Origin of the sequence: Streptomyces sp. NPDC091412 (assembly GCF_044756885.1) — a bacterium.
GTDB lineage: Bacteria > Actinomycetota > Actinomycetes > Streptomycetales > Streptomycetaceae > Streptomyces.
In genome coordinates this window covers 126,833-151,580 of record NZ_JBIVTV010000012.1, presented here as the reverse complement: position 1 = coordinate 151,580, position 24,748 = coordinate 126,833, and the positions used below count along the sequence as shown (strand labels likewise).

Sequence of the window (24,748 nt, the reverse complement as noted above, 5' to 3'; positions counted from 1 at the left end):
GGCAGCGGGCCGTGGGCCGCCGAGGCGGGACTCGCCCGCCGGGCCCGGCACGCGCCTCCCGGTCCGGCGGAGGTCAGGCGCCGGCCGCCTCCGCCATCAGCCGCACCCCCGCCCGGATCCGGGCGGGGGAGAGGTGGGAGTAGCCGAGAACGAGGCGCACGCCGTCGTGGCCGGAGCCGGCGGCATCCGCGTGCCGGTACGCCGACAGGGCGCGCACCGCGACGCGGGCCTCGGCCATGCGGGCGAGGAAGCGCTCCTCGGGGGCGTACCGGCCGGGCAGCGCGGCGATGAGGTGCAGGCCCGCGGCGATCCCGGACAGGCGCGCCCCGGGAAAGTGCTCGTCCAGGGCGGCGACGAGCGCGTCGCGTCGTTCGCGGTAGGCGCGCTGGCACCGGCGCAACTGCCGGTCGTAGTCGCCGCGCTCGACGAACCGCGCGAACACCGCCTGGTCGACCGTCGGATGGCCGAGGTCCATGGTCCGCTTGCGCTCGACGACCTCGTCGGCCAGCGAGTCGGGCAGGAGCAGCCAGCCCAGCCGCAGACCCGGGGCGAGGGACTTGCTGACCGACCCGGCGTAGGCGACGCGCTCCGGATCCAGACCCTGGAGGGCGCCCACCGGGGCGCGGTCGTAGCGGAAGTCGCCGTCGTAGTCGTCCTCGAAGACGATGCCGTCCACCGCCCGCGCCCAGTCGAGGAGTTCGGCGCGGCGCCGGGCGGAGCAGGCGATGCCGGTCGGGAACTGGTGGGCCGGTGTCGTCACGACGGCCCGTACTCCGGACCGGAGCAGCGGGCCGACGGCCGGACCCTCCGCGTCCAGGGGCAGCGGGACGGTGCCGACTCCGGCCGAGGCGTACAGGGCGCTGTGCTCGGGGCTGCCGGGATCCTCGACGCCCACGGTGCGCATCCCGCGCGCGTGCAGCGCCGAGCCGACCAGAGCGCTCGCCTGGGCCACCCCCGAGACGACCACGATCCGCTCCGGGTCCGCGACCACGCCCCGGCGCCGGGTCAGCAGTTCGGCCAGCGCCGTGCGCAGCCGGGGCAGTCCGCGTGGGTCGGGGTAGCCGAGGTCGTGGTGCGGCAGGTCCGTCAGCACGGAGCGGTGCGTGGCCGCCCAGGCGGTCCGTGGGAACAGCGACAGGTCCGGGGTGCCGGGCACGAAGTCCGCGCGGGCGCCGGGGGAGCGGGGAGCGAGGTCACACGCACGCGTGCGTGCGCCCCGGACGGCGTCGCCCACCCAGGTCCCCGCACCCCGGCCGCTGCGGAGGTAGCCCTCCGCCGTCAACTGCTCGTACGCCTCCGTGACCAGCCCGCGCGAGACGCCCAGGTCCGCGGCGAGGTCCCGGCTGGAGGGCAGCCGTGTGCCCGCCGCGAGCCGCCCCGAGCGGACCGCTTCGCGCAGCGCGGCCCGCAGAGAGCGGCCACGCGCGCGTGCCGGGGCGGAGGCGGCCGGAAGGAGCAGTTCCCAGGCGGCCGAGCCGGTGAGTCCGCCCGGATTGGTCCCCGATGACGTCATGGAAGTGGACCTTAAACCGGACCGCCGCGCCTCCTAGCGTCGCTGCCATGAACGCCACCCCCGCGCGCGGCACCCTGCTCGCCGCGCTCGCCTGCGTCCTCGTCGGGGCGTCCTTCACCGCCAACAGCGTCCTCGGCCACTACCCGTACGCGGGCGGCCAGTTCCTGCGCTACGGCCTGGCCTGCCTGCTGCTCCTGCCGCTCGCCGGGCGGGACGCACCGGCCCGGCTGCGGCGGCTCACACCCCGCCAGTGGGTCAGGCTCGCGCTGCTCGCGGCGGTCGGCATGGTCGGCTTCAACCTGGCCGTGCTCGCCGCCGAACGCAGCGCCGAGCCGGCGGTACCGGGGGTCTTCGTGGGCTGCGCCCCCGTGGTGGTGGCGGTCGTCGTTCCCGTACTGGAGGGACGCCGGCCCCGGCGGACGGTCCTCCACGGTGCCCTTCTGGTCGCCGCCGGGGCCGTCACCGTGCAGGGCTGGGGCCGGACCGACGGCACCGGAATCACCTTCTCCGCCTGCGCGCTGGCCGGCGAGGTCGGCTTCGCTGTCCTCGCGGTGCCCGTGCTGCGCCCGCTCGGGCCCCGGCTGCTGTCCGCCGTCGTGTGCGGGCTGGCGGCCCTGGAGTCGGCGGTGGCCGGGGCCGTCCTCGGCGGCGACTGGCTCAGGCGTACGGACGCGGCCGAGGCCGCCGCGTTGCTGTGGCAGGCGGCCGTCGTCACCGTCGTCGGTTTCGTGTGCTGGTACATGGGCGTGCAGCGGATCGGCGCCGAGCGCGCCACGCTCTTCTCCGGGCTCATCCCCGTGGCGGCCGCCTGCACCGCGCCGATCGTCGGCGCCGGCTCGTACGGGGCGGTCCAGGCCCTGGGCAGCGCCCTGGTGGGCGCGGGAGTCGCGCTGGGGGCAGGGGCGTCGAGGCCGGCCGGACGCCGGCGGCGGTCAGCGGCTGCCGTCCAGGAGGACGCGCGCGACCAGGGCCGGGTCGTCGTTCATGGGGACGTGCCCGCAGCCGGGCAGACGCACGAGCCGGGCCTTGGGGATGATCTGCTTGGCGCGCACTCCCTGACGCCGCACCAGCAGCCGGTCCCTGGTGCCCCAGGCGACGGTGACGGGGATGTCGGACAGGACGTCGGTGAAGTGGACGCCGACGCCCGCCCGGAGGGTCTCCTCGAATCCGTCCGCCCCTGCCAGGGCGAGCGTCTCGGCCACCACGGCCTCGGGCGAACGGCGGGCCGGGTGGGCGTAGATGGTGCTGGTCAGGACGGTGCGGCCGGCCGCCGTCCGTGAGAGCCGCTCGACCAGTGGCAGCGGCATCCGCCGGGCGAGCGTGCGCATCGTCCGCAGCACGCCGAAGGCGTAACGGCGCTCGGCCTGCGTCCAGAACCCCGCCGGGGCCAGGGCGGTGACGGACCGTACGAGCTTCTCGCGGCCGAGTTCCAGGGCCAGCAGGCCGCCCAGGGAGTTGCCGGCCACATGGGGCCGTTCTATCTCGAGTGCCTCGCACAGGGCGCCCAGCACCACGTTCATCGTGGGCAGGTCGTGCCGGAGCCCTTCCGGCAGCGCGGGGGAGGCCCCGAAGCCCGGCAGGTCCACGGTGATCACCTCGCGTTCGGCCGCGAGCAGGTGGACCACCGGGTCCCAGGCCTGGCGGTGGTGTCCGATGCCGTGCAGCAGGAGCAGCGGCTCGCCGCCGCCCACGCGCGCGTAGGAGAGGGTCACGGTCCGCGGGCCGTGCGCGGAGGGAACCTCGAAGGAGACGGTGGCGGACATGGATGCTCCTCGTGCGGGAATCGCCGACAACGACGGTAGACAGACTGTCAGCAATTGCTACCGACGGGTAGCCCCCAGGTCTGAGGCGAACCCCGAAACGCCGGCGCCCCTCCGCGGCCACGGCGCCCCCGGCCCGGTGCGCCTGGACACGGACTCCGGACGTCGGCTGGGATGAGGGCGTGACCACCGATACCGGGACCGAAGCCTTCGAAGAGCACCGCCCCGCCCTCATGGGTGTCGCCTACCGCATGCTCGGGCGCGTGGCGGACGCCGAGGACGTGCTCCAGGAAGCCTGGTTGCGCTGGTCCACCGCCGACCGGGGTGCCGTGCGCGAGCCGCGCGGCTACCTGGTGAGGGTGACCACCCGGCTCGCCATCGACCGGCTCCGCCGGATCAAGGCGCGCGGCGAGTCGTACGTCGGCCCCTGGCTGCCGGAACCGCTGGTCACGGATCTCGCGCAGACCGTCCCGGACACGGAGGAGCGGGCCGTCCTCGCCGACTCCGTGTCGCTCGCCGTGCTGGTCGTCCTGGAGACGCTGTCGCCCCTCGAACGCGCGGTGTTCGTCCTGAGAGAGGCCTTCGGTTATCCGTACGCGGAGATCGCCGCCCTGCTCGACCGCGGCGAGCCCGCGGTGCGCCAACTGGCCGGCCGGGCCCGCAGGCACGTGGGCGAACGGCGGTCGCGCTACGAGGTCGACCCCGACCAGCGGCGCGACCTCACCGAGCGGTTCCTGGCCGCCGCGGCGGGCGGCGACCTGGACGGGTTGATGTCGCTGCTCGCGCCCGACGCCCGCCTGGTGGGCGACAGCGGCGGCAAGGCCAGGGCGCCGCTGCGGGTCCTGGAGAGCGCCGACAAGGTGGGCCGCTTCCTGGTCGGCGTGGCGCACAGGGGCATCCTGGATCCGTCCGTCCGCTTCCTGGAGGTCAACGGCGGCCCGGCCGTGCTGATCCTGTCCGGGGGCGCGCCCGACAGCGTCTTCCAACTGGACGTGACCGACGGGCGTGTCCAGACCGTCTACGTCGTCCGCAACCCCGACAAGCTGCGGTCCCTGGCCGCCTGAGCCTCCCGGCCCCGACGCCCGCACGGCTGCCGCGGCCCCCGGCCCCAGACGTCTGCGCGGCTGCCACGGCCCCGTCCCGGATGGCGGGGGCCGCGGCGTGATGTCCGGAAATACGGCCCCGTGCGAACGGGTCGTGAACACCGTGCGACAGGTGTCTGTGCGCCGTCCGAGGGAACGAGGATTGGTCTTGACCAAGGGTGGGGGCCGCCTTATCGTCGCAGATAAGTACAACAACCTTTAATAAACAAGGGCGCTAAAACGCGGCCGGACCACGGCGATTGCGGAGGACAGGGTGGGGACCACGCAGCTGGAATCGGTGCCGGAGCCGAAGTACTGGCATCTCAGGACAGTGCTCAGCGAGGCACTGGACTCCGAGTTCTCGGTGGGCGAGATCCTGCCCAACGAACGGGAGCTCGCCGCCCGCTTCGGCGTGGCCCGCGCCACGCTGCGCCAGGCGCTGGAGCAGCTGGAGCTGGAGGGACGGCTGCAGCGCCGCCGTGGCGTGGGTACGACCGTCGCGCCGCCACGCGTGGGCGTGGCCGTCGGCACCGAGCAGCACGCCTGGCCGGGAGCGGCCGGTGACGCCTGGCAGAGCGTCGACTGCACCCTGGCCGTCCCGCCGGCCACGGTCGCCGACGCCCTGGAGACCGGCCACGAGGAGTCCGTGCACATGGTGCGCAGGTCCCGGATGAGCAACGGTCAGCCGGTCGCCGCCGAACTGCTCTACGTTCCGGACGGATCGGTGCCCGACCTGAGCGCGATAGACGCGCCGTCCGGGCCGGCACGCGCGCGTGCCGTGCTGCGTGAGCTGCGCCGCCTCGAGCTGGAGGGCCAGGACCGCTCGGTCGAACTGGGCTCGGCCCGCGCGGACGACGCCAAGGAACTGGACCGGCTGCCCGGCGCCCCCGTACTCGTCGTCACCACCCGCTTCGTCGCCCGGGGACGCACGGCCGCGATCTCCGTCGCCACCTACCGCGCCGACACCTGCCGGCTGACCTTCGGGGACTCGGGCGGCGTGGAGATACACCACGGCCCCCACCAGCGGGCCTCCTAGCCGGCCGGTCTTCCGGCCGGCAGGTCCCCTGGCCGGCGTTACCCGCCCTCGGCGGCAGGCCGTCACGGCGGACGGCCTGGCGTCACGGGAAGGACCGGGCCGGCACCGGGACGGGTTGGTCATCACCGGGAGGGTGGCCCCCGGACCCCTCACCGCGGAGCCACTGACGGCGACGGCTCGTCATCGGGAACGGTCAGTCGTCGCCGGGAGGAGTGGACCTCCTGGCGACGACTCAGGGCGGCCCCTTCACAGCGGCCCCCGATGGGGACCAGCAGGCCGGCCGTCACCGAGTCCGGCGGCTTGTCACCGGGTCCGGCGGCCCGTCACCGGAAGAAGCCGGGCCACACCCCCCTACGGCGACCCCTCACGGGGACCGGCGCGCCGTCACCGTGCCCTCCACCGCGAACAGCTGCTCCTCGACGTGGTCGAGGGCCAGCCGGAGCGCGCCCGTCGCCACGGCCGCCTCGCCGAGCATCGACAGGGTGACCTTGGGCGGCCGCAGGCAGTAGCGGTCCAGTTCGCGCCGCAATGGTTCCAGCACGCCGTCCAGCCCGGCCGCCCAGCCGCCGATGACGACCAGTTCCGGGTCCAGGGCCAGCACCAGCGCCGCCACATCGTGGACGAGCCGCTGAATGAACCGCTCGACGGCCGCGCCGGCCCGCCGGTCACCCCGGCGGGCCAGTGCGAAGACGTCGGCCACCGCCCGCTCGTCCAGCGGGTGCAGCGGCTGGTCCGTCGTCGACAGCAGCGTCTCGGGGGTCGCCTCCCGGCCCAGCAGGTGCAGCGCGCCGATCTCCCCGGCGGCCCCGCCGAACCCGCGGTGCAGCCGCCCGCCGATGAGCGAACCGGCACCCGGGCTCAGCCCCGCCAGTACGAAGACCATGTCGTCGGACTCGGTGGCGGCGCCCTTCCAGTGCTCGGCCACCGCCGCCGCGTTGGCGTCGTTCTCGACGAGCACAGGGCACTTGAACGAACGGCTCAGCCGTTCACCCAGGTGCAGGCCGGTCCACCCGGGCAGCGCGGTGCCCAGCCGTACCGTGCCGTCCGCCTCGACGATCCCGGGCGTGCCGACCCCTACGGCCCGCAGCGAACTGCGCGGGACACCGGCCCTGCGCAGCAGTTCGGCGACCGCGCCGCGCAGCCGCTCCAGCCGCTCGTCCGCCTCGGCGGTCTCCTCCACGTCCTTGGCCTGGGCGCCCACCACACGGCCGTCCAGATCGGCCAGCAGCGCGGCGACCCGGTGCGCGCCGATCTCCAGGCCCAGCAGGTGCCCGGCCTCGGCCCGGAACCGGAACCGGCGCGCGGGCCGTCCCTGCCGTCGTGCGGCACCCTCCTCGGCCGCCGTCTCGACGACGAGTCCCGCCTCGATCAGGCCCTCCACGACGCCCTCGACCGTCGGCCGGGACAGCCCCGTCACCCGGGTGATCTCCGTGAGCGTCGCACAGTCCGTGGCACGCAGCGCGTGCAGCACCACCGCGGAGTTGATCCTTCGCAGCAGCGAGGGATCCCCGCCGGTCAGCCGCCCCACCGTCCGTCCTCCCAGCTCGTGCGCGTGTTGGGCGGATCGTACTCGGCACGGGCCGGGGCAGCGAGCGCCGGGGACGGCGCGAGCGCGCGCCCGGCGGAGCGCCGCCCGCCCGGGGGTGCGGTCGCTGACGCCCCGCCAGTTGTCAGTGGGGGCCGCTTTACTGGAGCACATGGACATCGCGAAGGCTCTCGCCGTCATCGACCGGCTGCGCTGCGGGGAGTATCCCGCTCGGCGCACCCGGACGGCCCTCGGCACGGCCGGACCCGGTTACCGGATGGCCGAGTTGGAGACGAGCGACGACTTCTGGGAGGACGACGGCAGCCGGCGGGAGGCGACGGCGGGGCAGTACGAACTCGACCGGGACGGACTGGGGGAGCGGCTCACCGGACGCTGGGGCCCGCCGCAGGTGTTCAGCCTGTACAGCGTGCTCGAACGGACCCTGGCGGGTGAGGACGTGCCCGAGCCGTGGGCCTCGCTCAGCGGGCACGTACCGGACGTCCAGCTGTGGAGGGCGCAGGAGAGCGGCCGGTGGATAGCGCTCGGGGTCTCCCAGTGGGGCCAGGAGCTGCCCTTCCAGCTCCTTGCGGTCGTCACCGACGTCGATCCGCCGTGACCCGCCCGCTACGACGTCTCCGCGGCCACCCTCAGCCGCGCGAACTCCTCAGCCATCGTCTCGGCCGTCCAATGCGCGTTCAACCCGCTCGGATTGGGCAGCACCCACACCCGCGTCTCGCCGAACGTCCGTTCCTGCGGCCCCACTCGGGCGGCGCGGTCGCCGAACGCCGCCCGGTAGGCGGTGACACCCACCACGGCCAGCCACCTCGGCCGCAGCCGCGCCACCTTCAGGGCCAGGAGCCGTCCGCCCTCCCGGTACTCCAGGGGCGTCAGCTCCTGCGCCCGGGCCGTCGGCCGCGCCACGACGTTCGTGATGCCCAGCCCGTACGACAGCAACTCGCCCTGCTCCGCGGGCTTCATCAGCCTCGGGGTGAACCCCGACCGGTGCAGCACCGGCCAGAACCGGTTGCCCGGCCGTGCGAAGTGGTGGCCGGTCGCGGCCGTCATCAGACCGGGGTTGATGCCGCAGAACAGAACCCTCAGGCCGTCCGCGACGACATCCGGGACCGGACGGTCGCGGGCGGCCTGGAGCTCCGCCGGGGTGAAACGGGTCAGAGGATCGCCCCCGGCGCGTAGGAGGCGGCCTCCGGGCGCTGCTTCACGATCTCCTCGATCCGGCCCACGACCGCGCCGACCTGATCGGCCGCCGCACCGGTGAAGGACAGCTTGTCGGCCATCAGCGCGTCCAGCCCCGCGCGGTCGAGCGGGAGGCGGTCGTCGGCGGCCAGCTTGTCGAGCAGGTCGTTGCGCTCGGCGCCCTGCTCGCGCATGGCGAGCGCGGTCGCGACGGCGTTCTCCTTGATCGCCTCGTGGGCGACCTCGCGGCCGACCCCGGCCCGCACGGCGCCCATCAGCACCTTGGTCGTGGCCAGGAACGGCAGGTAGCGGTCCAGCTCGCGGGCGATCACCGCGGGGAAGGCGCCGAACTCGTCGAGCACCGTCAGGAACGTCTCCAGCAGGCCGTCCAGCGCGAAGAACGCGTCCGGCAGCGCGACCCGGCGCACCACCGAGCAGGACACGTCGCCCTCGTTCCACTGGTCGCCCGCCAGCTCGCCGGTCATCGAGGCGTAGCCGCGCAGGATCACCATCAGGCCGTTGACGCGCTCGCAGGAGCGGGTGTTCATCTTGTGCGGCATCGCCGAGGAGCCGACCTGGCCCGGCTTGAAGCCCTCGGTGACCAGCTCGTGCCCGGCCATCAGCCGGATCGTCTTCGCCAGCGAGGAGGGCGCCGCCGCCAGCTGCACCAGCGCGGTGACGACCTCGTAGTCCAGCGAGCGCGGGTAGACCTGGCCGACCGAGGTGAACGCCCGCGAGAAGCCGAGGTGCCCGGCGACGCGCCGCTCCAGCTCCGCGAGCTTCGAGGCGTCGCCCCCGAGCAGGTCCAGCATGTCCTGGGCCGTGCCCACCGGGCCCTTGACACCGCGCAGCGGGTAGCGCCCCAGCAGTTCCTCGACCCGTCCGTGCGCCACCAGCAGCTCGTCCGCCGCGGTCGCGAAACGCTTGCCGAGGGTGGTCGCCTGCGCGGCGACGTTGTGCGAGCGGCCGGCCATGACCAGCTCGCCGTACTCGGCGGCCAGCCTGCCCAGCCGGGCGAGGACGGCGACCGTACGGTCACGCACCAGCTCCAGCGAGAGCCGGATCTGCAGCTGCTCGACGTTCTCCGTCAGGTCGCGGGAGGTCATGCCCTTGTGCACGTGCTCGTGCCCGGCGAGGTCGTTGAACTCCTCGATCCGCGCCTTCACATCGTGCCGGGTGACTTTCTCGCGCTCCGCGATCGAGGCCAGGTCGACCTGGTCGAGGACCCGCTCGTAGTCGGCGATCGCCTCGTCCGGCACCTCGATGCCGAGGTCCTTCTGGGCGCGCAGCACGGCGAGCCAGAGCTGCCGCTCCAGCCTCACCTTCTGCTCGGGCGACCAGAGCGTGGCGAGCTCGGCGGAGGCGTAACGTCCGGCGAGGACGTTCGGGATGCGGGGCTTGGCGGGCGCTGAAGTCACGTGAACGGATTCTACTGGCGATTCGTGCAGGCCAGCGCCACGGGGGTGTTCATGGGAAGCTACGAGAGCTCCGCGTCGGCCGCCGTCGGCGGCTGCGCCGGGTCCTCGTAGGGCAGCAGTTCGGGCCGCTTCGCGGGGCGGCCGTCGCCCGAGGAACGGCCGGTCAGGCGCCGCCCTATCCACGGCAGCAGATGCTGCCGGGCGAAGCGGGCGTCCGCCACCCTGCGGGTGCGCCAGTCCGGACGCGCGGTCGCCGGCACGGGCGTACGCCACTCGGCGTCCTCGGGCTCGTGGCCGAGCGTCTGCCACACCGCCTCCGCGACCCGGCGGTGGCCCTCGGCGGTCAGGTGCAGCCGGTCCACGTCCCACAGCCGGGGGTCGGCGAGCGACGGTGCCCCGTACAGGTCGACGACGAGCGCGCCGTGCCGTTCGGCGAGCTCGTCGACGCAGGCGAACAGCTCCTCCATGCGGGGCCGGAAGCGCTCCAGGACGGGGCCCTGCCGGCCGGGGCTGCGCATCAGCACCAGCCGCTCGCACGACGGGGCCAGCCGCTCCACTGCCTCCGTGAGCAGCCCCGTGACCCTGCCCATGTCGCACTTGGGCCGCAGCGTGTCGTTGAGGCCGCCCACCAGCGTCACGACATCGGCCCGCATGGCCGCCGCCGTCTCCACCTGCTCGTCGACGATCTGTCCGATGAGCTTGCCGCGCACGGCGAGGTTGGCGTACCGGAAGCCGGGCGTGCGGGCGGCCATCCGCGCCGCGAGGAGGTCCGCCCAGCCGCGGTACGAACCGTCGGGCAGCCGGTCCGACATGCCCTCGGTGAAGGAGTCGCCGACCGCGACCAGGCTGGTGTACGTGGGATTCGTCTGCATGGCGTGAGCGATGGTATCCCCGCGACCCGGCGCCATACCAAGCGGTTGGTCCGCCGGGGTCAGGCCATCCCGGTCACTCCCGCCGGTCCGAAGAGCTCCCGCAGCACGTCCTCCATCGTCACCAGGCCCGCCAGCCGGCCGTCGGCACCCAGGACCGCCGCCAGATGCGTACGGCTGCCGCGCATCGCGGTCAGCACGTCGTCCAGCGGAGTGCCCTCGCGGACCCGGGCGATCGCGCGCATGTCCCGCAGCCGGAACGGCTCTCCTCGCGGCGAGGCGTCCAGGGCGTCCTTCACATGCAGGTACCCGACGATGTGGCGCTCCTCGTCGACCACGGGGAAGCGTGAGAAACCGGACTCGGCCGACAGCCGCTCCAACTGCTCGGGAGTGATCCCCAGACGCGCGTGGACCACCCGCTCCAGCGGGAGCACCACGTCGCGCACCGGCCGGCTGCCGAGCTCCAGCGCGTCGTGCAGCCGCTCCTGCGCCCGGTCGTCGATGAGGCCGGCCGCGCTGGCGTCCTTGACGATCTGGGCCAGCTCCGCGTCCGTGAAGGTCGACGAGACCTCGCCCTTGGCCTCCACCCGCAACAGCTTGAGCAGGCTGTTCGCGAACGCGTTCACCGTGAAGATCACCGGACGCAGCGCCCGCGACAGCGCGACCAGCGGCGGTCCGAGCAGCAGCGCGCTGCGCACCGGCTCCGCGAGCGCGACGTTCTTCGGCACCATCTCGCCGAGCAGCATGTGCAGATACGTCGCCAGAGCGAGCGCGATCACGAACGACACCGCGTGGCCCGCCCCCGCCGGCACGCCCACCGCGTGGAACACCGGCTCCAGAAGGTGCGCGATCGCCGGCTCGGCGACCACACCGAGGACCAGGGTGCACAGGGTGATGCCGAGCTGTGCCGCGGCCAGCAGCGCGGACACGTGCTCCAGGCCCCACAGCACGCTCCTGGCGCGCCGGTCGCCCTCCTCGGCGTACGGCTCGACCTGGCTGCGGCGCACCGAGATCAGCGCGAACTCGGCGCCCACGAAGAAGGCGTTGACGAACAGGGACGCCAGGCCGATCAGGATCTGTACGGCGGTCACCGGTCGGCCCTCTTCTCGTCGTGCGCGTCACCGCGCGGATGATCGGTCCGCCGTGCGGGTCCCTCGCGGCCGTCGCCGTCCTCGTCGTCGAGCGGCGCGTGCAGCAGCACGCGCGCGGCCCGGCGGCCGCTCGCGTCCACCACGTCCAGCCGCCATCCGGCGACCTGGATGATGTCGCCGGTCCCGGGGATCCGGCCGAGCTCGGTGGCGATCAGGCCGGCCAGCGTCTCGTACGGGCCCTCCGGCACCCGCAGCCCGACGCGCGCGAGCTGGTCCACCCGCGCGGAGCCGTCCGCCGAGTACAGGCCGCGGCCCTCCTCGTCGGTCCCGGCCGGGGCGAGGTCGGGCGTCTCGTGCGGGTCGTGCTCGTCACGCACCTCGCCGACCACCTCCTCGACGATGTCCTCCAGCGTCGCCACGCCCGCGGTGCCGCCGTACTCGTCGATGACGACCGCCATCGTGCGTTTGCCGGAGAGCCGGTCCAGCAGCCGGTCGACGGTCAGCGACTCGGGGACCAGGAGCGGCTCGCGCATGATCTCGGAGACCCGCGTGCGGGTGCGGCGCTCGGCGGACACCGCCAGTACGTCCTTGATGTGGGCGGTGCCCACGACCGAGTCGAGACCGCCCTGGTACACGGGGAACCGCGACAGCCCGGTCGCCCGGGTCGCGTTCGCCACGTCCTCGCAGGTCGCCTGGGCGTCCAGGGCCACGACCTGGACGCGCGGGGTCATCACGTTCTCCGCGGTCAGGTCGGCCAGGTTGAGGGTCCGCACGAACAGCTCGGCGGTGTCCGCCTCCAGGGCGCCCTCCCTGGCGGAGTGCCGGGCCAGGGCGGCGAGCTCCTGGGGGCCGCGCGCGGAGGCGAGTTCCTCGGCGGGCTCCACGCCGAGCCGGCGCACCAGGTGGTTCGCCGTGTTGTTCAGGTGGGTGATGAAGGGGCGGAAGGCGGCGCTGAACCAGCGCTGCGGATTGCCCACCCGCTTGGCCACCGCGAGCGGCGAGGAGATCGCCCAGTTCTTGGGCACCAGCTCGCCGACGACCATCAGGAACACGGTGGACAGGGCCGTACCGAGGACCAGCGCCACCGTGGTCGCGGCGGACCGGGACAGGCCGAGCGCCTGGACGGGACCCGCGATCAGCTTGGCGATCGACGGTTCGGCGAGCATGCCGACCACCAGATTGGTGACGGTGATGCCGAGCTGCGCGCCGGAGAGCTGGAAGGTCAGGTTCCGTACGGCCTTCAGCGCGCCGGGCGCGCCGCGCTCACCGCGCTCGGCCGCCCGCTCCAGGGCACCGCGCTCGACGGTCGTCAGCGAGAACTCGGCCGCGACGAAGGCGCCGCAGGCGAGGCTCAGCAGCACCGCGACCAGCAACAGGAGCACTTCGGTCATCGGGTCACCCCCGACCCATGGTCGGGCAGGACAGGGACAGGCGCGCTATGTCGCGCTCGGGGAGGCTCGCCCATGGGCGGACGCTCACAACCTTTCATGAAGGACCGGGTGTCCTCCAAGAGTAAAGGAAGGGCAAAGAAGGGGTCGAGGTCGGTCCGTCAGGGCCTCACGGGTCAGTCCGCCAGGGGCTTCACCCAGCGCCGCCAGCGCTCCTCGGGCGCGTAGCCCGCCGCCCGCCAGGCGTGGTGCGCGCTCTCGTTGCGGGTGAGCACCATGGCGTCCCCGCGTCGCCCGCCGAGCCGCACGAACCGCTCCTCAGCGGCCGCCAGCAGGGCCGAGCCGATGCCCCGGCGCCGCCGGTCCGGGTGCACGGCCAGCCGGTACAGGTGGCAGCGCCAGCCGTCGAAGCCCGCGATGACCGTGCCGGCCAGTTCGCCGTCCTGCTCCGCCAGCAGCAGGGCCTCCGGGTCGCGGGCGAGCAGGCGGGCCATGCCGTCCCGGTCGTCGCTGATGCTGGTGCCCTCCGCGGCCGTCGCCCAGAAGGCCAGCACGGTGTCGAGGTCGTCGGCGGTCGCGGCGCGTATGTGCAGATCGCTCATGCGGTGATCACACCACGCACCGCCGCCCGCCGGGCCCCATTCCAGCATCCGGACGCTCGCGCACCGCCGCGACCGCGTCACTCGTGCGCGATCGCCGCCAGCACGTTCATCCGGGAGGCGCGCAGCGCGGGCAGCAGGGCCGCGACGACGCCCACGAGCGCCGAGCCGACCACCACCGCCACGATCGTGCTCCAGGGGATGGCCAGCACCTTCATGCCCTGGAGGGCCAGCACCCGCTGGGTGCACAGGCCCCACACCAGGCCCAGTGCCAGCCCCAGGACCGCGCCGAAGACCGCGATCACCACCGACTCCAGCCGGATCATCCGCCGCAGCTGCCGGCGGGCCAGCCCGATGGCCCGCAGCAGACCGATCTCCCGGGTGCGCTCCACCACCGACAGGGCGAGCGTGTTGACCACGCCCAGGACCGCGATGACGATCGCGAGGCCGAGCAGCGCGTAGACGAGGTAGAGCAGCACCGCGATCTGGTCGTGGACCAGCTTCTTGTAGTCCGCCTGGTCGCGCACCTGCACATTCGGGTACGGAGCGAGGGCCTTCTCCAGGCGGGAGCGCAACTGATCGGTGCCCGTGCCCGGAGCGGCGTTCACATACACCGCGGCGTCCGGGGTGCCCGGCACGTACTTCTCCACGGTTCCGATCCCGAAGTACACGCCGCCCTGGACCCCGAACCCCTCGGCCGGGTCCTGCTTGGTGAGTGCGCCCACGGTCAGCCGGGCCTGCCGTCCCCCCTGGAACTCGACGGGCAGCACGTCCCCGGGCCGCACCCCGTGCTTCCTGGCGAAGCCGGCGTCCATGGCGAGGTTTCCGTCGGCGAGCGCCGACGCGGTGTCGCCGTGGACGTACGACATGCGGACGACCGAGTCGAACCGCGGGTCGTATCCGGAAGCGGTGGTCTCGACGCGCTTGCCGTCCGGCAGTCTCATGGCGACCGCGGCCAGCCGCTGCCGTACGACGGTGCCGGCGCCCCGGGTGCCGCGCACCGCGTCCGTGACCTCCGCGGAGAACGGCAGGAAGCTGCGGTTCTGCACCACGTAGTCGGCGCCCAGCACCTTGTCGATCTGGCGGTCCAGGGAGCGGGTCATGGAGGCACTGGCCACGGACAGCCCGCCCACCAGGGCCAGGCCCACCATCAGAGCCGCCGCCGTGGCTCCGGTCCGGCGCGGGTTGCGCAGCGCGTTGCGCTGGCTCATCCGGCCGATGGACCCGAACAGCGCCGGGAAGACCCCGCCCAGCACCCGGATCAGCGGGCGCACCAGCAGCGGCCCCGCGACGACGGCGGCGACCAGGGTGAGGACGATGCCCACGCCCAGCAGCGAGGCGGCGGTCGCGGTCCGGTGCGCGGCGGCGCAGCCCGCGAGCGCGGCCGCCCCGGCCGCGCCGACGCCCGCGCCCGCCGCCGCGCGCACCCGCAGCGGCCGCCCCGTCCCGGCCACCTCGGTGTCCGCCAGGGCTGCCATGGGTGAGACGCTCGCGGCGCGACGGGCCGGCAGGTAGGCCGCGAGGAAGGTGACGCCGATACCGACGGCGTACGCGGCGACGGGCGTGATCCACCGCACGACCATCGCCGCGGTCGTCAGGTTCATACCGAAGGCGCTCATCAGCCGGATCAGCCCGGCCGCGAGGCCGATCCCGGCCGCCAGCCCCACCGTGGAGCCGACCACGCCGAGCAGCACCGCCTCGGCCAGCACCGAGCGGCGAACCTGCCGCCGGTCGGCGCCCAGGGCGCGCAGCAGGCCCAGCTCGCGGGTGCGCTGGGCGATCAGCATGGAGAAGGTGTTGACGATCAGGAAGACGCCGACGAGGACCGCGATCCCGGCGAATCCGAGCATGACGTACTTGATGATCTTGACGAATCCGCCGAGCCGGGCGGCGGCGGACTTGGCCTGCTCACCAGCCGTCCTGAGGTCGTAGCCGGTGGTACCGACGGCCCGGCCGACGCGCTGCTTGAGCTCGGCGTCGGTGACACCCCTGACCGCGTCGACCGAGATGCTCGTCGCGCGGTCCGTGGAGCCGAGCAGCCTGGCCTGGGCGGTGGGGGTGTCCAGGAAGAGCCTGGCCGCGCCCGGGTTGGTGGTGGTGAACGTGGCGATGCCGACGACCCGGACGCGGAACGGGCCGGGCTGCGCCTGGACCGCGAGCACGTCGCCGATCCGCACGCCGTCGTGCCGGGCGGTGTCGGCGTCCAGCAGGGCCTCGCCGTCGCCGCGCGGGGCGTGGCCGGAGGTCAGCCGCACCGGGCTGCGTTCGGTGACCTGCCAGTTGGAGACGATCGTCGGGGCGCCCGTGGTCGGGCCGACCGGTTCGTTGCGGCTGTCGACGACCATGGCGTTCTGGACGGCCACGTCCACGTGCGTCGCCGCGACGCCGTCGACCCCGGCCACCCGCTGGGCGAGGGACGCCGGCACGGTCTGCACGACCCCGGTGGGCAGGGCGGACTTCAGTTCCTGCTTCGGGGCCACCGTCACATCGGCGGCGGTGGAGGCGAAGAGCCGGTCGAAGGTACGGGCGACGGTGTCGGAGAAGATCAGGCTGCCCGTGACGAAGGCCACGGACAGGATGACGGCCAGGGCCGAGAGCAGCAGGCGCCCCCGGTGGGCCAGGAAGCTGCGCAGTGTCGCCTTGAGCACGGGGTCAGGCCTCCTCGACGGCGACGCCGTTCCCGTCGAACCGGCCGTGGACCACGTCGAAGCCGGGGGCGGGGTCGGGGGTGGGGCCGGGCGTGAGGTCGGGGGCGGGGCCGGAGCTGGAGACGATTCCTCCGGCGAACAGGCGCATGCGCTCCAGCACGGCCTCCGCGGTCGGGTGCTCCATCGCGTCCACGATCCGGCCGTCCGCGAGATACAGCACCAGGTCGGAGTGGGCGGCGGCGTTCGGGTCGTGGGTCACCATGACGACGGTCTGCCCGAGGGTGTCGACGGCGTCGCGCAGGAAGCCGAGCACCTCCAGACCGGCCCGTGAGTCGAGATTGCCGGTCGGTTCGTCGGCGAAGATCAGCTCCGGCCGGGAGGCCAGGGCCCGCGCGCAGGCCACGCGCTGCTGCTGGCCGCCGGACAGCTGGGACGGCCGGTGTCCCAGCCGGTTGCGCAGCCCCAGTGTGCCGATGACCTCGTCCAGCCACTTCTCGTCGGGCTTCCGGCCCGCGATGTCCATCGGCAGGGTGATGTTCTCCAGCGCGTTCAGGGTGGGGATGAGGTTGAACGACTGGAACATGAAGCCGATCCGGTCCCGGCGCAGCCGGGTCAGTTCGCGGTCCTTCAGTCCGGTGATCTCGGTGTCGCCGACCCAGACCTGACCGCCCGAGACGGTGTCGAGCCCGGCCAGGCAGTGCATCAGCGTGGACTTCCCGGAGCCGGAGGGGCCCATGACCGTGGTGAACCGGCCGCGCTCGATGTCGACGTCCACCGAGTCCAGCGCGAGCACGGCGGTCTCGCCCGATCCGTACGCCTTGGTCAGTCCGCGGGCGCGGGCCGCGATCCCGTCGACCGACGCCTGGGCCGTCGGCGCAGCAGGTGTGGACACGGGGCCTCCTTGGGGGTCCTTCGACCCGTTACGTCCTGGCTCATGACAGGTTTGTCCCTGGACGAGCGTAATGTGATCGGGCCCACAGTCGGTATCCTCCGTTGGGCCCAGCAGCGGTCTCCGTCTTCAGGACGGGGCCCTGATACCCGTGTGAGAGGCATGCAGGCTCCACGCTGTGCCCGTGCCCGCGCGGCGGAAGCGCGAGTGACCAGCTGATGGGCCGATCAGGTGGTCGGCCGATCACCGAGGCCGGTGGAGACCGGTCGCCAGGCGGTGCCCAGCGCGCAGTACGAGGAGGGCTGGAGCGGACCCTGCTCCGGAACCAGCATCCGCCGATAGGGGCCGAGCTCGAACCCGGCGTCGCGCAGGGCGGAGACCGGATCGCGGGACAGATGGCAGCCGCCGCACAGCAGCGGCCACACGGTGAGGTCCAGGGCGCGCTGGGTCAGGTTCATCGCCCGGCCGCCGCCCCTGCCGTGCTCGAAGAACCGCACCTCGCCGCCGGGCTTCAGCACCCGCCGCGCCTCGGCGAGCGCGCGCGGCACGTCGCGCACGCTGCACAGCACCTGCGCGAGCACCACCGCGTCGAACGCCTCGCTCTTGACCGGCAGCGCCTCCGCGCAGCCCGGCACCACGTCGACCGGGACCTCGGCGCGCACGGCGGCCTCGACCGCCCGCTGCCGCAGCAGCCGCTCCGGTTCGATCGCGACGACCTCCGCGACGGAGCCCGGATAGCGCGCGAAGTTCAGCCCGTTGCCCGCGCCGATCTCGATCACCCGCCCGGACAGCCCGGCCAGCAGCCGCCGGCGCACCCCGGCCATGCCCATGCTGGTCTCCGCGGCCACGCCGGCGCGGGCGTAGTAACGGGCGAACACCGGATGCCGCACGGCATCCCGCGCCGCCTTCCCGGAGCCGGCGGACCGCAAGAACATGACACCCTCCCCGACCCTGACGGGCCTACGGTGAGTGTCCCCCGCGCCCACCCACCGCACGCCCGCCCATGCCGATCCCCGACCCCGCCGGCGCATCCCGGGTCGGCCCGACGAGCCTGCCGGCAAGGGGGATGGTCCGGCGCCCGGCTGCCGCGCACGGGCCGGCTGCGGCCGTCACTCGGCTGCCGGGGCCCGGAGGCCGCCCGATGCGCGTGGAGTGGGCGTCGCGGTCGACCGCGTTGGATGGCGTGAGCCGTATCCGTCCCCGATGCGTTCGCCTGCGGCGTCGGCCGTGTGCTCGCCCGGGTTGGCCCGACGGCTCGGCGCCCGGCCGCCGCGCACGGGTCCGCCGCGGCGGTCACCCGGCCGCCGGGCCCCGTCCCGCTCAGGCCCCCCGTGCGAACGGCGCGGGTGCCTCCCGGGTGGTGAACTCCTCCGCGTTCCACCTGCCGCTCAGACAGGGGGCCAGCCACTCGGGGGCCAGGGACCGGAAGGTCCCCGGCGGCAGGGCGCCCGCGGCCTCGGGGAGGGCGCCGAGCAAGGGGGCGCCGGCCGCTTCGGGGAGGTCGGTGACGTTGCAGCGGCAGGCGAGGTCGGGCTCGGCGGGCCAGCTGCCGATCACCACGCCGAGGAGATCCAGGTCGCGGGCTCGCAGTTCACGGGCCGTCAGCTCCGTCGTGTTCAGCGTGCCCAGACCCGCCGTGGCCACGACCAGCACCGGGGCACCCAGCAGCTTCGCCGCGTCCGCCAGAGTGCCGCCGTCCGCTTCGAAGCGGACGAGCAGCCCGCCCGCGCCTTCCACCAGCACCAGATCGTGCTCGGTGGCCAGCTTGGCGGCGGCCTCGGCCACCTCGTGCGGGCTCACCGGCGCCCGCCCGGCCCGCACGGCCGCCGTCGCGGGCGCCAACGGCTCGGGATAGCGGGCGAGTTCGCGTGCGGTCACCGCACCGGCCAGCCGAGCGACCTCGTCGGCGTCCCCGCGCTCGTCCGGCCCCACACCGGTCTGCGCGGGCTTCAGCACGGCCACCGACCGCCCGGCCGCGACGGCCGCCGCGGCGACGGCGGCCGTCGCCACCGTCTTGCCGACCTCCGTGCCCGTGCCCGTGATCACCAGTACCGGCATCTCAACCCTCCCGCGCCGCCGCGCACACCGCGCGCGCGATCCGTGCCACGTCCACGTCACCGGTGACGTACGGCGGCATCGTGTACACCAGGTCACGGAACGGCCGCAGCCACACGCCCTCGCGCACGGCCGCCCGGGTGGCCGCCGCCATGTCCACCGCGTGGTCGAGCTGGACCACGCCGATGGCGCCCAGGACCCGTACGTCCCGCACTCCCGGCAGCTCCGCGGCCGGAGCCAGCCCGTCCCGCAGACCCGCCTCGATCCGCTTGACCTCCGTGCGCCAGTCCTGGCCGAGCAGCAGCCCGATCGACGCGCAGGCCACGGCCGCCGCCAGCGGGTTGGCCATGAACGTCGGGCCGTGCGCGAGCACCGGCACCTCGCCGCGCGAGATCCCCTCGGCCACCCGCGCGGTGCACAGCGTCGCCGCCATCGTCAGATAGCCGCCGGTCAGCGCCTTGCCCACGCACATCACGTCCGGAGTGACGTCGGCGTGCTCCGCCGCGAACAGGGCGCCGGTGCGCCCGAACCCGGTCGCGATCTCGTCGAACACCAGGAGCACGTCGTGCGCGTCGCACACCTCGCGCAGCACCCGCAGATAGGCGGGGGAGTGGAAGCGCATTCCACCCGCGCCCTGCACCACCGGTTCGACGATCACGGCGGCCAGTTCGCCGGCGTGCCGTTCGACCGTCTCCCGCAGATGGTCGGCGTACGCCTCCTCGTACTCGGCCGGCGGCGCGTCCGCGAAGACCTGACGCGGCAGCACACCGGTCCACAGCTCGTGCATCCCGCCCTCGGGGTCGCACACGGACATCGGCTGCCAGGTGTCCCCGTGGTAGCCGCCCCGCCAGGTCAGCAGCCGCCGCTTGTCCGGCCGGCCGAGCGAGCGCCAGTACTGAAGGCACATCTTGACCGCGACCTCGACCGACACCGAACCGGAGTCGGCGAGGAACACATGATCGAGGCCCTCTGGTGACATGTCGACAAGGAGCTTCGCGAGCCGGACGGCGGGCTCGTGCGTGAGCCCGCCGAACATCACGTGGCTCATCCGTTCCAGCTGACCCCGGGCGGCCTCGTTCAGCACCGGGTGGTTGTAGCCGTGGATCGCCGCCCACCACGACGACATGCCGTCGACCAGTTCGCCCGAGCCGTCCGCGAGTCGCAGCCGTACCCCGCTCGCCGACTCCACGACGAGCGGTTCGTGGCGGCCGGGCATGGGTCCGTACGGGTGCCACACGTGCCGCCGGTCGAGGTCCAGCAGCTCGGGCACGCCCGGGCCGGGCGTGGTGTGCGGTTCAGGCATTGGGCGCGAGGTCCGTTCCGGCGCCCCGGCGGCGTACGGAGACGAGATCCGTGCGCGGCTCGTTGCCCGTCGCGGCCGGTGCCGATGCCGGTTCCTCCGCCGGTGCCGCGGCGGGACCGCAGACCCCGCCACCCTGGTGCGATCCGCACCCCGGCCCCTCGTGCGATCCGCATCCCGAGCCTTCGTGGGACCCGCACCCCGTGCCGCCGTGGGACCCGCACCCGCCCCCGGCCGCCACCCGGTGCTCGGGCAGCGTCACCTGGTCGGCGCCCTCCACCTCGAACCCGGCGTCCGCGATCATCTCCAGGTCGGCCCTGCCCGCCTGGCCCTCGCTGGTCAGGTAGTCGCCGAGGAAGATCGAGTTGGCCAGGTGCAGCGCGAGGGGCTGCATGGTGCGCAGGTGCACCTCGCGGCCGCCCGCGATCCGCACCTCCACGTCGGGACAGACGAACCGGACCATCGCCAGGATCCGCAGGCAGCGCTGCGGGGTCAGGTTCCACTCCTTGGCGAGCGGTGTGCCCTCGAACGGGATCAGGAAGTTCACCGGAACGGAGTCCGGGTCCAGCTCGCGCAGCGAGAAGACCACGTCGACCAGGTCCTCGTCACTCTCGCCCATCCCGGCGATGAGCCCGGAGCAGGCGGACAGCCCGGCCGCGTGCGCCTTGTGCACCGTGTCCACCCGGTCGGCGTAGGTGTGGGTGGTGGTGATGTCGCCGTACGTCGCCTCGGAGGTGTTGAGGTTGTGGTTGTAGGCGTCGGCCCCGGCCTCGCGCAGCCGTTCGGCCTGGCCGTCGGAGAGCAGACCGAGGCAGGCGCACACCTCGACGCCCTCGTTCTGCTCCTTGATCGCCTTGATGGTGTCGGAGACCCGGTCCACGTCACGGTCGGTCGGACCGCGCCCGCTGGCCACCAGGCAGACCCGCTTCGCGCCGCCCGCCAGCCCCGCCGCGGCGGCCCTGGAGGCGTCGTCGGGCTTGAGCCAGGTGTACTTGAGGATGTCCGCCTTCGATCCGAGCCGCTGGGAGCAGTAGGAGCAGTCCTCGGGGCACAGGCCCGACTTGAGGTTGACGAGATAGTTGAGTTTCACCCGCCGGCCGAACCAGTGGCGGCGCACCTTCCCTGCCGCGGCCACCACGTCGAGCAGGTCGTCGTCGGAGGTGGCCAGTACGGCCAGAGCTTCCTCGCGGGTCGGCGACTCGCGCCGAAGCCCCTTGTCCACCAGCGTGTTCAGCAGGTTCATGAGAGCTGATCCTGTCCTACGGCCCGGTCCGCGGCCAAGGAGACTCCGCACAACGACGGGCGCATCGACATGTGGGTATTGCCACATCATGGGCGGCCGGCCCTGCCGCTAGGGTCTGTCCACTGCCTACAAAAGCCCCGGAGGACCCATGGCGTTCGGCTGGATCGAGGAGCAGGCGGACGCACGTCGCCGGGCCGGACTCGTACGGACCCTGCGGCCCCGCCCCGCCGACTCGCCGCTGCTCGACCTCGCGGGCAACGACTACCTGGGGCTGGCCCGCCATCCGGAGGTGACCGAGGGGGCCGCGGCCGCGGCGCGTACCTGGGGCGGCGGCTCCACCGGCTCCCGGCTGGTCACCGGCACCACCGAACTCCATGCCGAACTGGAGCGCGAACTGGCCGGATTCTGCGGTTTCGAGGCGGCGCTGGTCTTCTCCTCCGGATACGCCGCGAACCTGGCCGCGGTCACCGCGCTCGCGCCGCACGGCTCGCTCGTCGTCTCCGACGCGGGCAACCACGCCTCGCTCATCGACGGCTGCCGGCTGGCCCGGGGCACGACACAGGTCGTCGCGCACGCCGACCCGGACGCCGTGCGCAAGGCGCTCGGAACGCACGAGGGCCCGGCCGTACTCGTGTCGGACACGGTGTTCTCGGTCGACGGCGACGCGGCCCCGCTGGCGGAGTTCGCAGCGGTCTGCCGGGAGCACGGCGCCGGTCTCGTCGTCGACGACGCCCACGGGCTGGGCGTCCTGGGCGCGGGCGGCCGCGGCGCCGCGCACGCGGCCGGGCTGGCGGGCGCCGACGACGTGGTCGCCACGGCCACGCTGTCGAAGTCGCTCGGCAGCCAGGGCGGAGTCGTCCTCGGGCCCGGGCGGGTGATCGACCACCTGGTCAACGCGGCCCGGACGTTCATTTTCGACACCGGTCTCGCGCCCGCGGCCGCGGGTGCCGCCCTCGCGGCGCTGCGACTGCTGCGCCGCGAGCCGGAGCGGGCGGCACGCGCGCGTGCCGTGGCGGCCGAACTCCACGCACGCCTGACCGCCGCGGGCCTGGAGGCGGTGCGTCCGGACGCCGCGGTGGTCTCGGTGCGCGCGCCGTCCCCGGAGCGGGCCGTGCGATGGGCGGCCGACTGCCGGGCGGCCGGGCTGGCCGTGGGCTGTTTCCGTCCTCCTTCCGTGCCCGACGGCATCTCACGGCTGAGGCTGACCGCCCGCGCGGACCTCTCCGGGGCGCAGATCGAACGCGCTGTACGGGTGATCGGTGGAACACGACCATGAGTCGGCGTGACACGGCCGGGCACCACCAGGTGTGGATATGACCGGATTGTCCGTCAGGTGCGGTGTGCCGCGGCCGTGAAGCCTGCCCAGCTCGCGGGGGAGAAGAGCAGCGCGGGACCGGCCGGGGCCTTGGAGTCGCGCACGGCGAGCAGCCCGGCCCACGGTCCCGTGGCGGGCCGGGCCGTCTCGACGCAGTTGTTGGCTCCCGTGCTGTAGCTGCTGCGCAGCCAGCGCACGCCGTGCAGATCGGTGGTGGAAGGTACGTGCCGAGGCGGAGTGGACATGGGGCCTCCTTACGCGGTACGCGGTTGTGCGCCGTCAGGGGGTCTGGCGTATCCCGGCGATGAAGTCCAACGAGTCCTCGGGCGAGAGGGCGTGGATCCGCAGGGTGTCGAAGGCCTCGGCGTAGGCCTCTAGGTCTTCTTTCCGCTCGAGGTGGAGGCTACTCGTCAAGTGGTCGAGAACCACCACGTTCAGATCGGAAGTGTTCGAAAACGAGAAGATAACGAAAGGGCCGGTGATCCCGATGTGCGCGCCGGCGGCGAACGGCAACACCTGGAGCCGTACTTGGGGCAGCCGGGCCGCCTCCGTCAGCCGCTCCAGCTGCCGCCTCATGACCTCGGGCCCGCCCACCTCCCTGCGCAGCACCGCCTCGTCCAGCACCGCGTCGAGCTCCAGCGGCGGTCGCGAGCGCAGCACGTCCTGGCGGGCCAGCCGCACCTCCACCAGCGCGTCCAGCCGGTCCTCGTCGAGCCCGTCCACCGCGGCCCGGGTGACCGCGCGGGCGTACTCGGGTGTCTGGAGCAGTCCGGGAACGACCGAGGTCTCCAGGGTGCGCATCCTGCTCGCCTGCGACTCCAGGCTGATGAAGTCCCGATAGGTCGGCGGCAGCACTCCGCGATAGGCGTGCCACCAGTGGTGCCGGTCGCCGCCGTCGTCCAGCCCCGCGAGCACCAGGAGCAGCTCGCGCAGCTGGGTGTCGTGGACCGCGTACGCGTCCAGGAGCGAGCGCACGTCGGCCGGTTTCACCCCGCTGGTGCCGGTCTCGATCCGGCTGACCTTCGACTGGTGCCAGCCGACCAGGCGGGCCGCCTCACCGCTGGTGAGACCCGCGCCGGTGCGCAGCGCGCGCAGTTCGGCGCCCAGCTTCCGGCGGCGCACCTCGGGACCGTGCTGCATGGGCTACTCCCTCGCTCCCTCTGAACGCTCCACGCGACCCGCTCCGGATACGGTCTGCCGTCGCAGAGTTCACCGCATCGAGCGACAGATATATGCATATCTCGGTGGATCGCCACCGAGACCGGAGAGGTGATGGCAGTCTGACGGCGAAGCACCAGTGCGGGACCGTACTCGAACCATCCGCCAATTGTCGGACTCCGGCCCCGTGGGAAAGGGACGACCTCGCCATGGCAGACCATCTGGAAGCATCCGTCACTCTGCCGAGCGATCCCGCCTCGGTCTGTGCGGCCCGTGCCTATGTGGCCGGCACGCTCGCGGAGTGGGGCCTGCCGCCGTCCACGGACACCGCCGAGACGGTCCGGCTCATCGTGTCCGAACTCGCCACCAACGCCGTACAGCACACTTTGGGGCAGTCACCCACCTTCACGGTGGACCTCGTCCTCGTGCGTGACGAACGACTGCGCATCGGGGTCACCGACAGCCACCCCCGGTTCCCGAAACGCCTGCCGGCCGCTGTCCAGCAGGACAACGGCCGGGGCATGGTGATCATCCGGTGGCTCACCGCCGAGTGCGGCGGCAGACTGACCGTGCGGCCGACCCGGGAGGGCGGCAAGACGGTCTGCATCGAACTTCCGTGGACGGTTCCCGCCCGCCCCGTGACTGCCGCGGGTCAGGAACCGTAG

At 73.6% G+C, this 24,748-nt stretch carries 22 protein-coding genes and 1 pseudogene; 6 read left to right on the top strand and 17 right to left on the bottom strand.

From position 1 onward, the window contains the following. Positions 1-73: 73 nt before the first annotated feature. Positions 74-1,513: a PLP-dependent aminotransferase family protein gene (locus tag ACIQMV_RS26245; protein ID WP_402595948.1), complete on the bottom strand. Its 1,440-nt coding sequence runs from the start codon at positions 1,511-1,513 to the stop codon at positions 74-76. Here ACIQMV_RS26245 and ACIQMV_RS26240 point away from each other — a divergent pair. Then, positions 1,504-2,346, top strand: a pseudogene (locus ACIQMV_RS26240) (DMT family transporter); the annotation flags it as partial. The gene ACIQMV_RS26245 and the pseudogene ACIQMV_RS26240 overlap by 10 nt on opposite strands. A gap of 99 nt (positions 2,347-2,445) precedes the next feature. Here the strand turns inward: ACIQMV_RS26240 and ACIQMV_RS26235 are convergent. Further along, entirely contained in the window at positions 2,446-3,276 is an 831-nt protein-coding gene (locus ACIQMV_RS26235; RefSeq protein ID WP_402595947.1) for an alpha/beta fold hydrolase, read from the bottom strand. A gap of 179 nt (positions 3,277-3,455) precedes the next feature. Here ACIQMV_RS26235 and ACIQMV_RS26230 point away from each other — a divergent pair, with 179 nt between their 5' ends. Continuing rightward, positions 3,456-4,337: an RNA polymerase sigma-70 factor gene (locus ACIQMV_RS26230; RefSeq protein ID WP_402595946.1), complete on the top strand. Its 882-nt coding sequence runs from the start codon at positions 3,456-3,458 to the stop codon at positions 4,335-4,337. Between the two features lie 292 nt (positions 4,338-4,629). Then, the gene (locus ACIQMV_RS26225) at positions 4,630-5,391 is read left to right on the top strand and encodes a GntR family transcriptional regulator (protein WP_402595945.1); all 762 of its coding nucleotides are present in this window, start codon (positions 4,630-4,632) and stop codon (positions 5,389-5,391) included. A gap of 364 nt (positions 5,392-5,755) precedes the next feature. Here the strand turns inward: ACIQMV_RS26225 and ACIQMV_RS26220 are convergent, their stop codons facing one another. Further along, positions 5,756-6,919 (bottom strand): ROK family transcriptional regulator, encoded by a 1,164-nt coding sequence (locus tag ACIQMV_RS26220; protein WP_141363116.1) that lies wholly within the window; start codon positions 6,917-6,919, stop codon positions 5,756-5,758. 169 nt (positions 6,920-7,088) lie between these two features. Here ACIQMV_RS26220 and ACIQMV_RS26215 point away from each other — a divergent pair, with 169 nt between their 5' ends. After that, positions 7,089-7,532: a hypothetical protein gene (locus ACIQMV_RS26215; RefSeq protein ID WP_402595944.1), complete on the top strand. Its 444-nt coding sequence runs from the start codon at positions 7,089-7,091 to the stop codon at positions 7,530-7,532. 8 nt (positions 7,533-7,540) lie between these two features. Here ACIQMV_RS26215 and mug read toward each other — a convergent pair whose 3' ends face one another. From mug to bioB, 12 genes are all read right to left on the bottom strand, one after another. Further along, positions 7,541-8,089 carry a G/U mismatch-specific DNA glycosylase gene (mug, locus tag ACIQMV_RS26210; protein ID WP_402595996.1) on the bottom strand — a complete coding sequence of 183 codons (549 nt, stop codon included), beginning with the start codon at positions 8,087-8,089 and terminating at the stop codon, positions 7,541-7,543. Further along, entirely contained in the window at positions 8,086-9,528 is a 1,443-nt protein-coding gene (purB, locus tag ACIQMV_RS26205) for an adenylosuccinate lyase (RefSeq protein WP_141363119.1), read from the bottom strand. The genes mug and purB overlap by 4 nt, the downstream gene beginning before the upstream one ends. A 59-nt stretch (positions 9,529-9,587) precedes the next feature. Continuing rightward, a complete protein-coding gene (locus ACIQMV_RS26200) occupies positions 9,588-10,400 on the bottom strand; it encodes an SGNH/GDSL hydrolase family protein (protein WP_402595943.1) in 813 nt (270 codons plus the stop codon). A 59-nt stretch (positions 10,401-10,459) separates the two neighbouring features. Beyond that, positions 10,460-11,488 (bottom strand): hemolysin family protein, encoded by a 1,029-nt coding sequence (locus ACIQMV_RS26195; RefSeq protein WP_141363123.1) that lies wholly within the window; start codon positions 11,486-11,488, stop codon positions 10,460-10,462. After that, positions 11,485-12,879, bottom strand: coding sequence for a hemolysin family protein (locus tag ACIQMV_RS26190; RefSeq protein WP_402595942.1), 1,395 nt, complete (start codon positions 12,877-12,879; stop codon positions 11,485-11,487). Before ACIQMV_RS26190 ends, ACIQMV_RS26195 begins: the two co-directional genes overlap by 4 nt. 173 nt (positions 12,880-13,052) lie before the next feature. After that, a complete protein-coding gene (locus tag ACIQMV_RS26185) occupies positions 13,053-13,478 on the bottom strand; it encodes a GNAT family N-acetyltransferase (RefSeq protein WP_402595941.1) in 426 nt (141 codons plus the stop codon). A gap of 77 nt (positions 13,479-13,555) precedes the next feature. Beyond that, entirely contained in the window at positions 13,556-16,123 is a 2,568-nt protein-coding gene (locus ACIQMV_RS26180) for an ABC transporter permease (RefSeq protein ID WP_402595940.1), read from the bottom strand. A gap of 4 nt (positions 16,124-16,127) precedes the next feature. Continuing rightward, positions 16,128-17,015 (bottom strand): ABC transporter ATP-binding protein, encoded by an 888-nt coding sequence (locus ACIQMV_RS26175; RefSeq protein ID WP_402595939.1) that lies wholly within the window; start codon positions 17,013-17,015, stop codon positions 16,128-16,130. A 224-nt stretch (positions 17,016-17,239) separates the two neighbouring features. Continuing rightward, the gene (locus ACIQMV_RS26170; RefSeq protein ID WP_141363131.1) at positions 17,240-17,947 is read right to left on the bottom strand and encodes a class I SAM-dependent methyltransferase; all 708 of its coding nucleotides are present in this window, start codon (positions 17,945-17,947) and stop codon (positions 17,240-17,242) included. Positions 17,948-18,332: 385 nt separating this feature from the next. Next, a complete protein-coding gene (gene bioD / locus ACIQMV_RS26165; protein ID WP_402595938.1) occupies positions 18,333-19,070 on the bottom strand; it encodes a dethiobiotin synthase in 738 nt (245 codons plus the stop codon). A gap of 1 nt (position 19,071) precedes the next feature. After that, positions 19,072-20,370: an adenosylmethionine--8-amino-7-oxononanoate transaminase gene (locus tag ACIQMV_RS26160; RefSeq protein ID WP_402595937.1), complete on the bottom strand. Its 1,299-nt coding sequence runs from the start codon at positions 20,368-20,370 to the stop codon at positions 19,072-19,074. Beyond that, positions 20,363-21,610, bottom strand: coding sequence for a biotin synthase BioB (gene bioB, locus ACIQMV_RS26155; RefSeq protein ID WP_402595936.1), 1,248 nt, complete (start codon positions 21,608-21,610; stop codon positions 20,363-20,365). The genes ACIQMV_RS26160 and bioB overlap by 8 nt, the downstream gene beginning before the upstream one ends. A 148-nt stretch (positions 21,611-21,758) precedes the next feature. On the opposite strand from bioB, the gene ACIQMV_RS26150 reads away from it, so the two are divergent. Then, the gene (locus ACIQMV_RS26150; RefSeq protein ID WP_402595935.1) at positions 21,759-22,886 is read left to right on the top strand and encodes an 8-amino-7-oxononanoate synthase; all 1,128 of its coding nucleotides are present in this window, start codon (positions 21,759-21,761) and stop codon (positions 22,884-22,886) included. Between the two features lie 53 nt (positions 22,887-22,939). Here ACIQMV_RS26150 and ACIQMV_RS26145 read toward each other — a convergent pair whose 3' ends face one another. After that, positions 22,940-23,170, bottom strand: a complete 231-nt coding sequence (locus ACIQMV_RS26145) for a DUF397 domain-containing protein (RefSeq protein WP_402595934.1) — start codon at positions 23,168-23,170, stop codon at positions 22,940-22,942. A 34-nt stretch (positions 23,171-23,204) separates the two neighbouring features. Continuing rightward, positions 23,205-24,065: a helix-turn-helix domain-containing protein gene (locus tag ACIQMV_RS26140; protein ID WP_402595933.1), complete on the bottom strand. Its 861-nt coding sequence runs from the start codon at positions 24,063-24,065 to the stop codon at positions 23,205-23,207. Between the two features lie 227 nt (positions 24,066-24,292). On the opposite strand from ACIQMV_RS26140, the gene ACIQMV_RS26135 reads away from it, so the two are divergent. Beyond that, positions 24,293-24,748 (top strand): ATP-binding protein, encoded by a 456-nt coding sequence (locus tag ACIQMV_RS26135; protein WP_402595932.1) that lies wholly within the window; start codon positions 24,293-24,295, stop codon positions 24,746-24,748.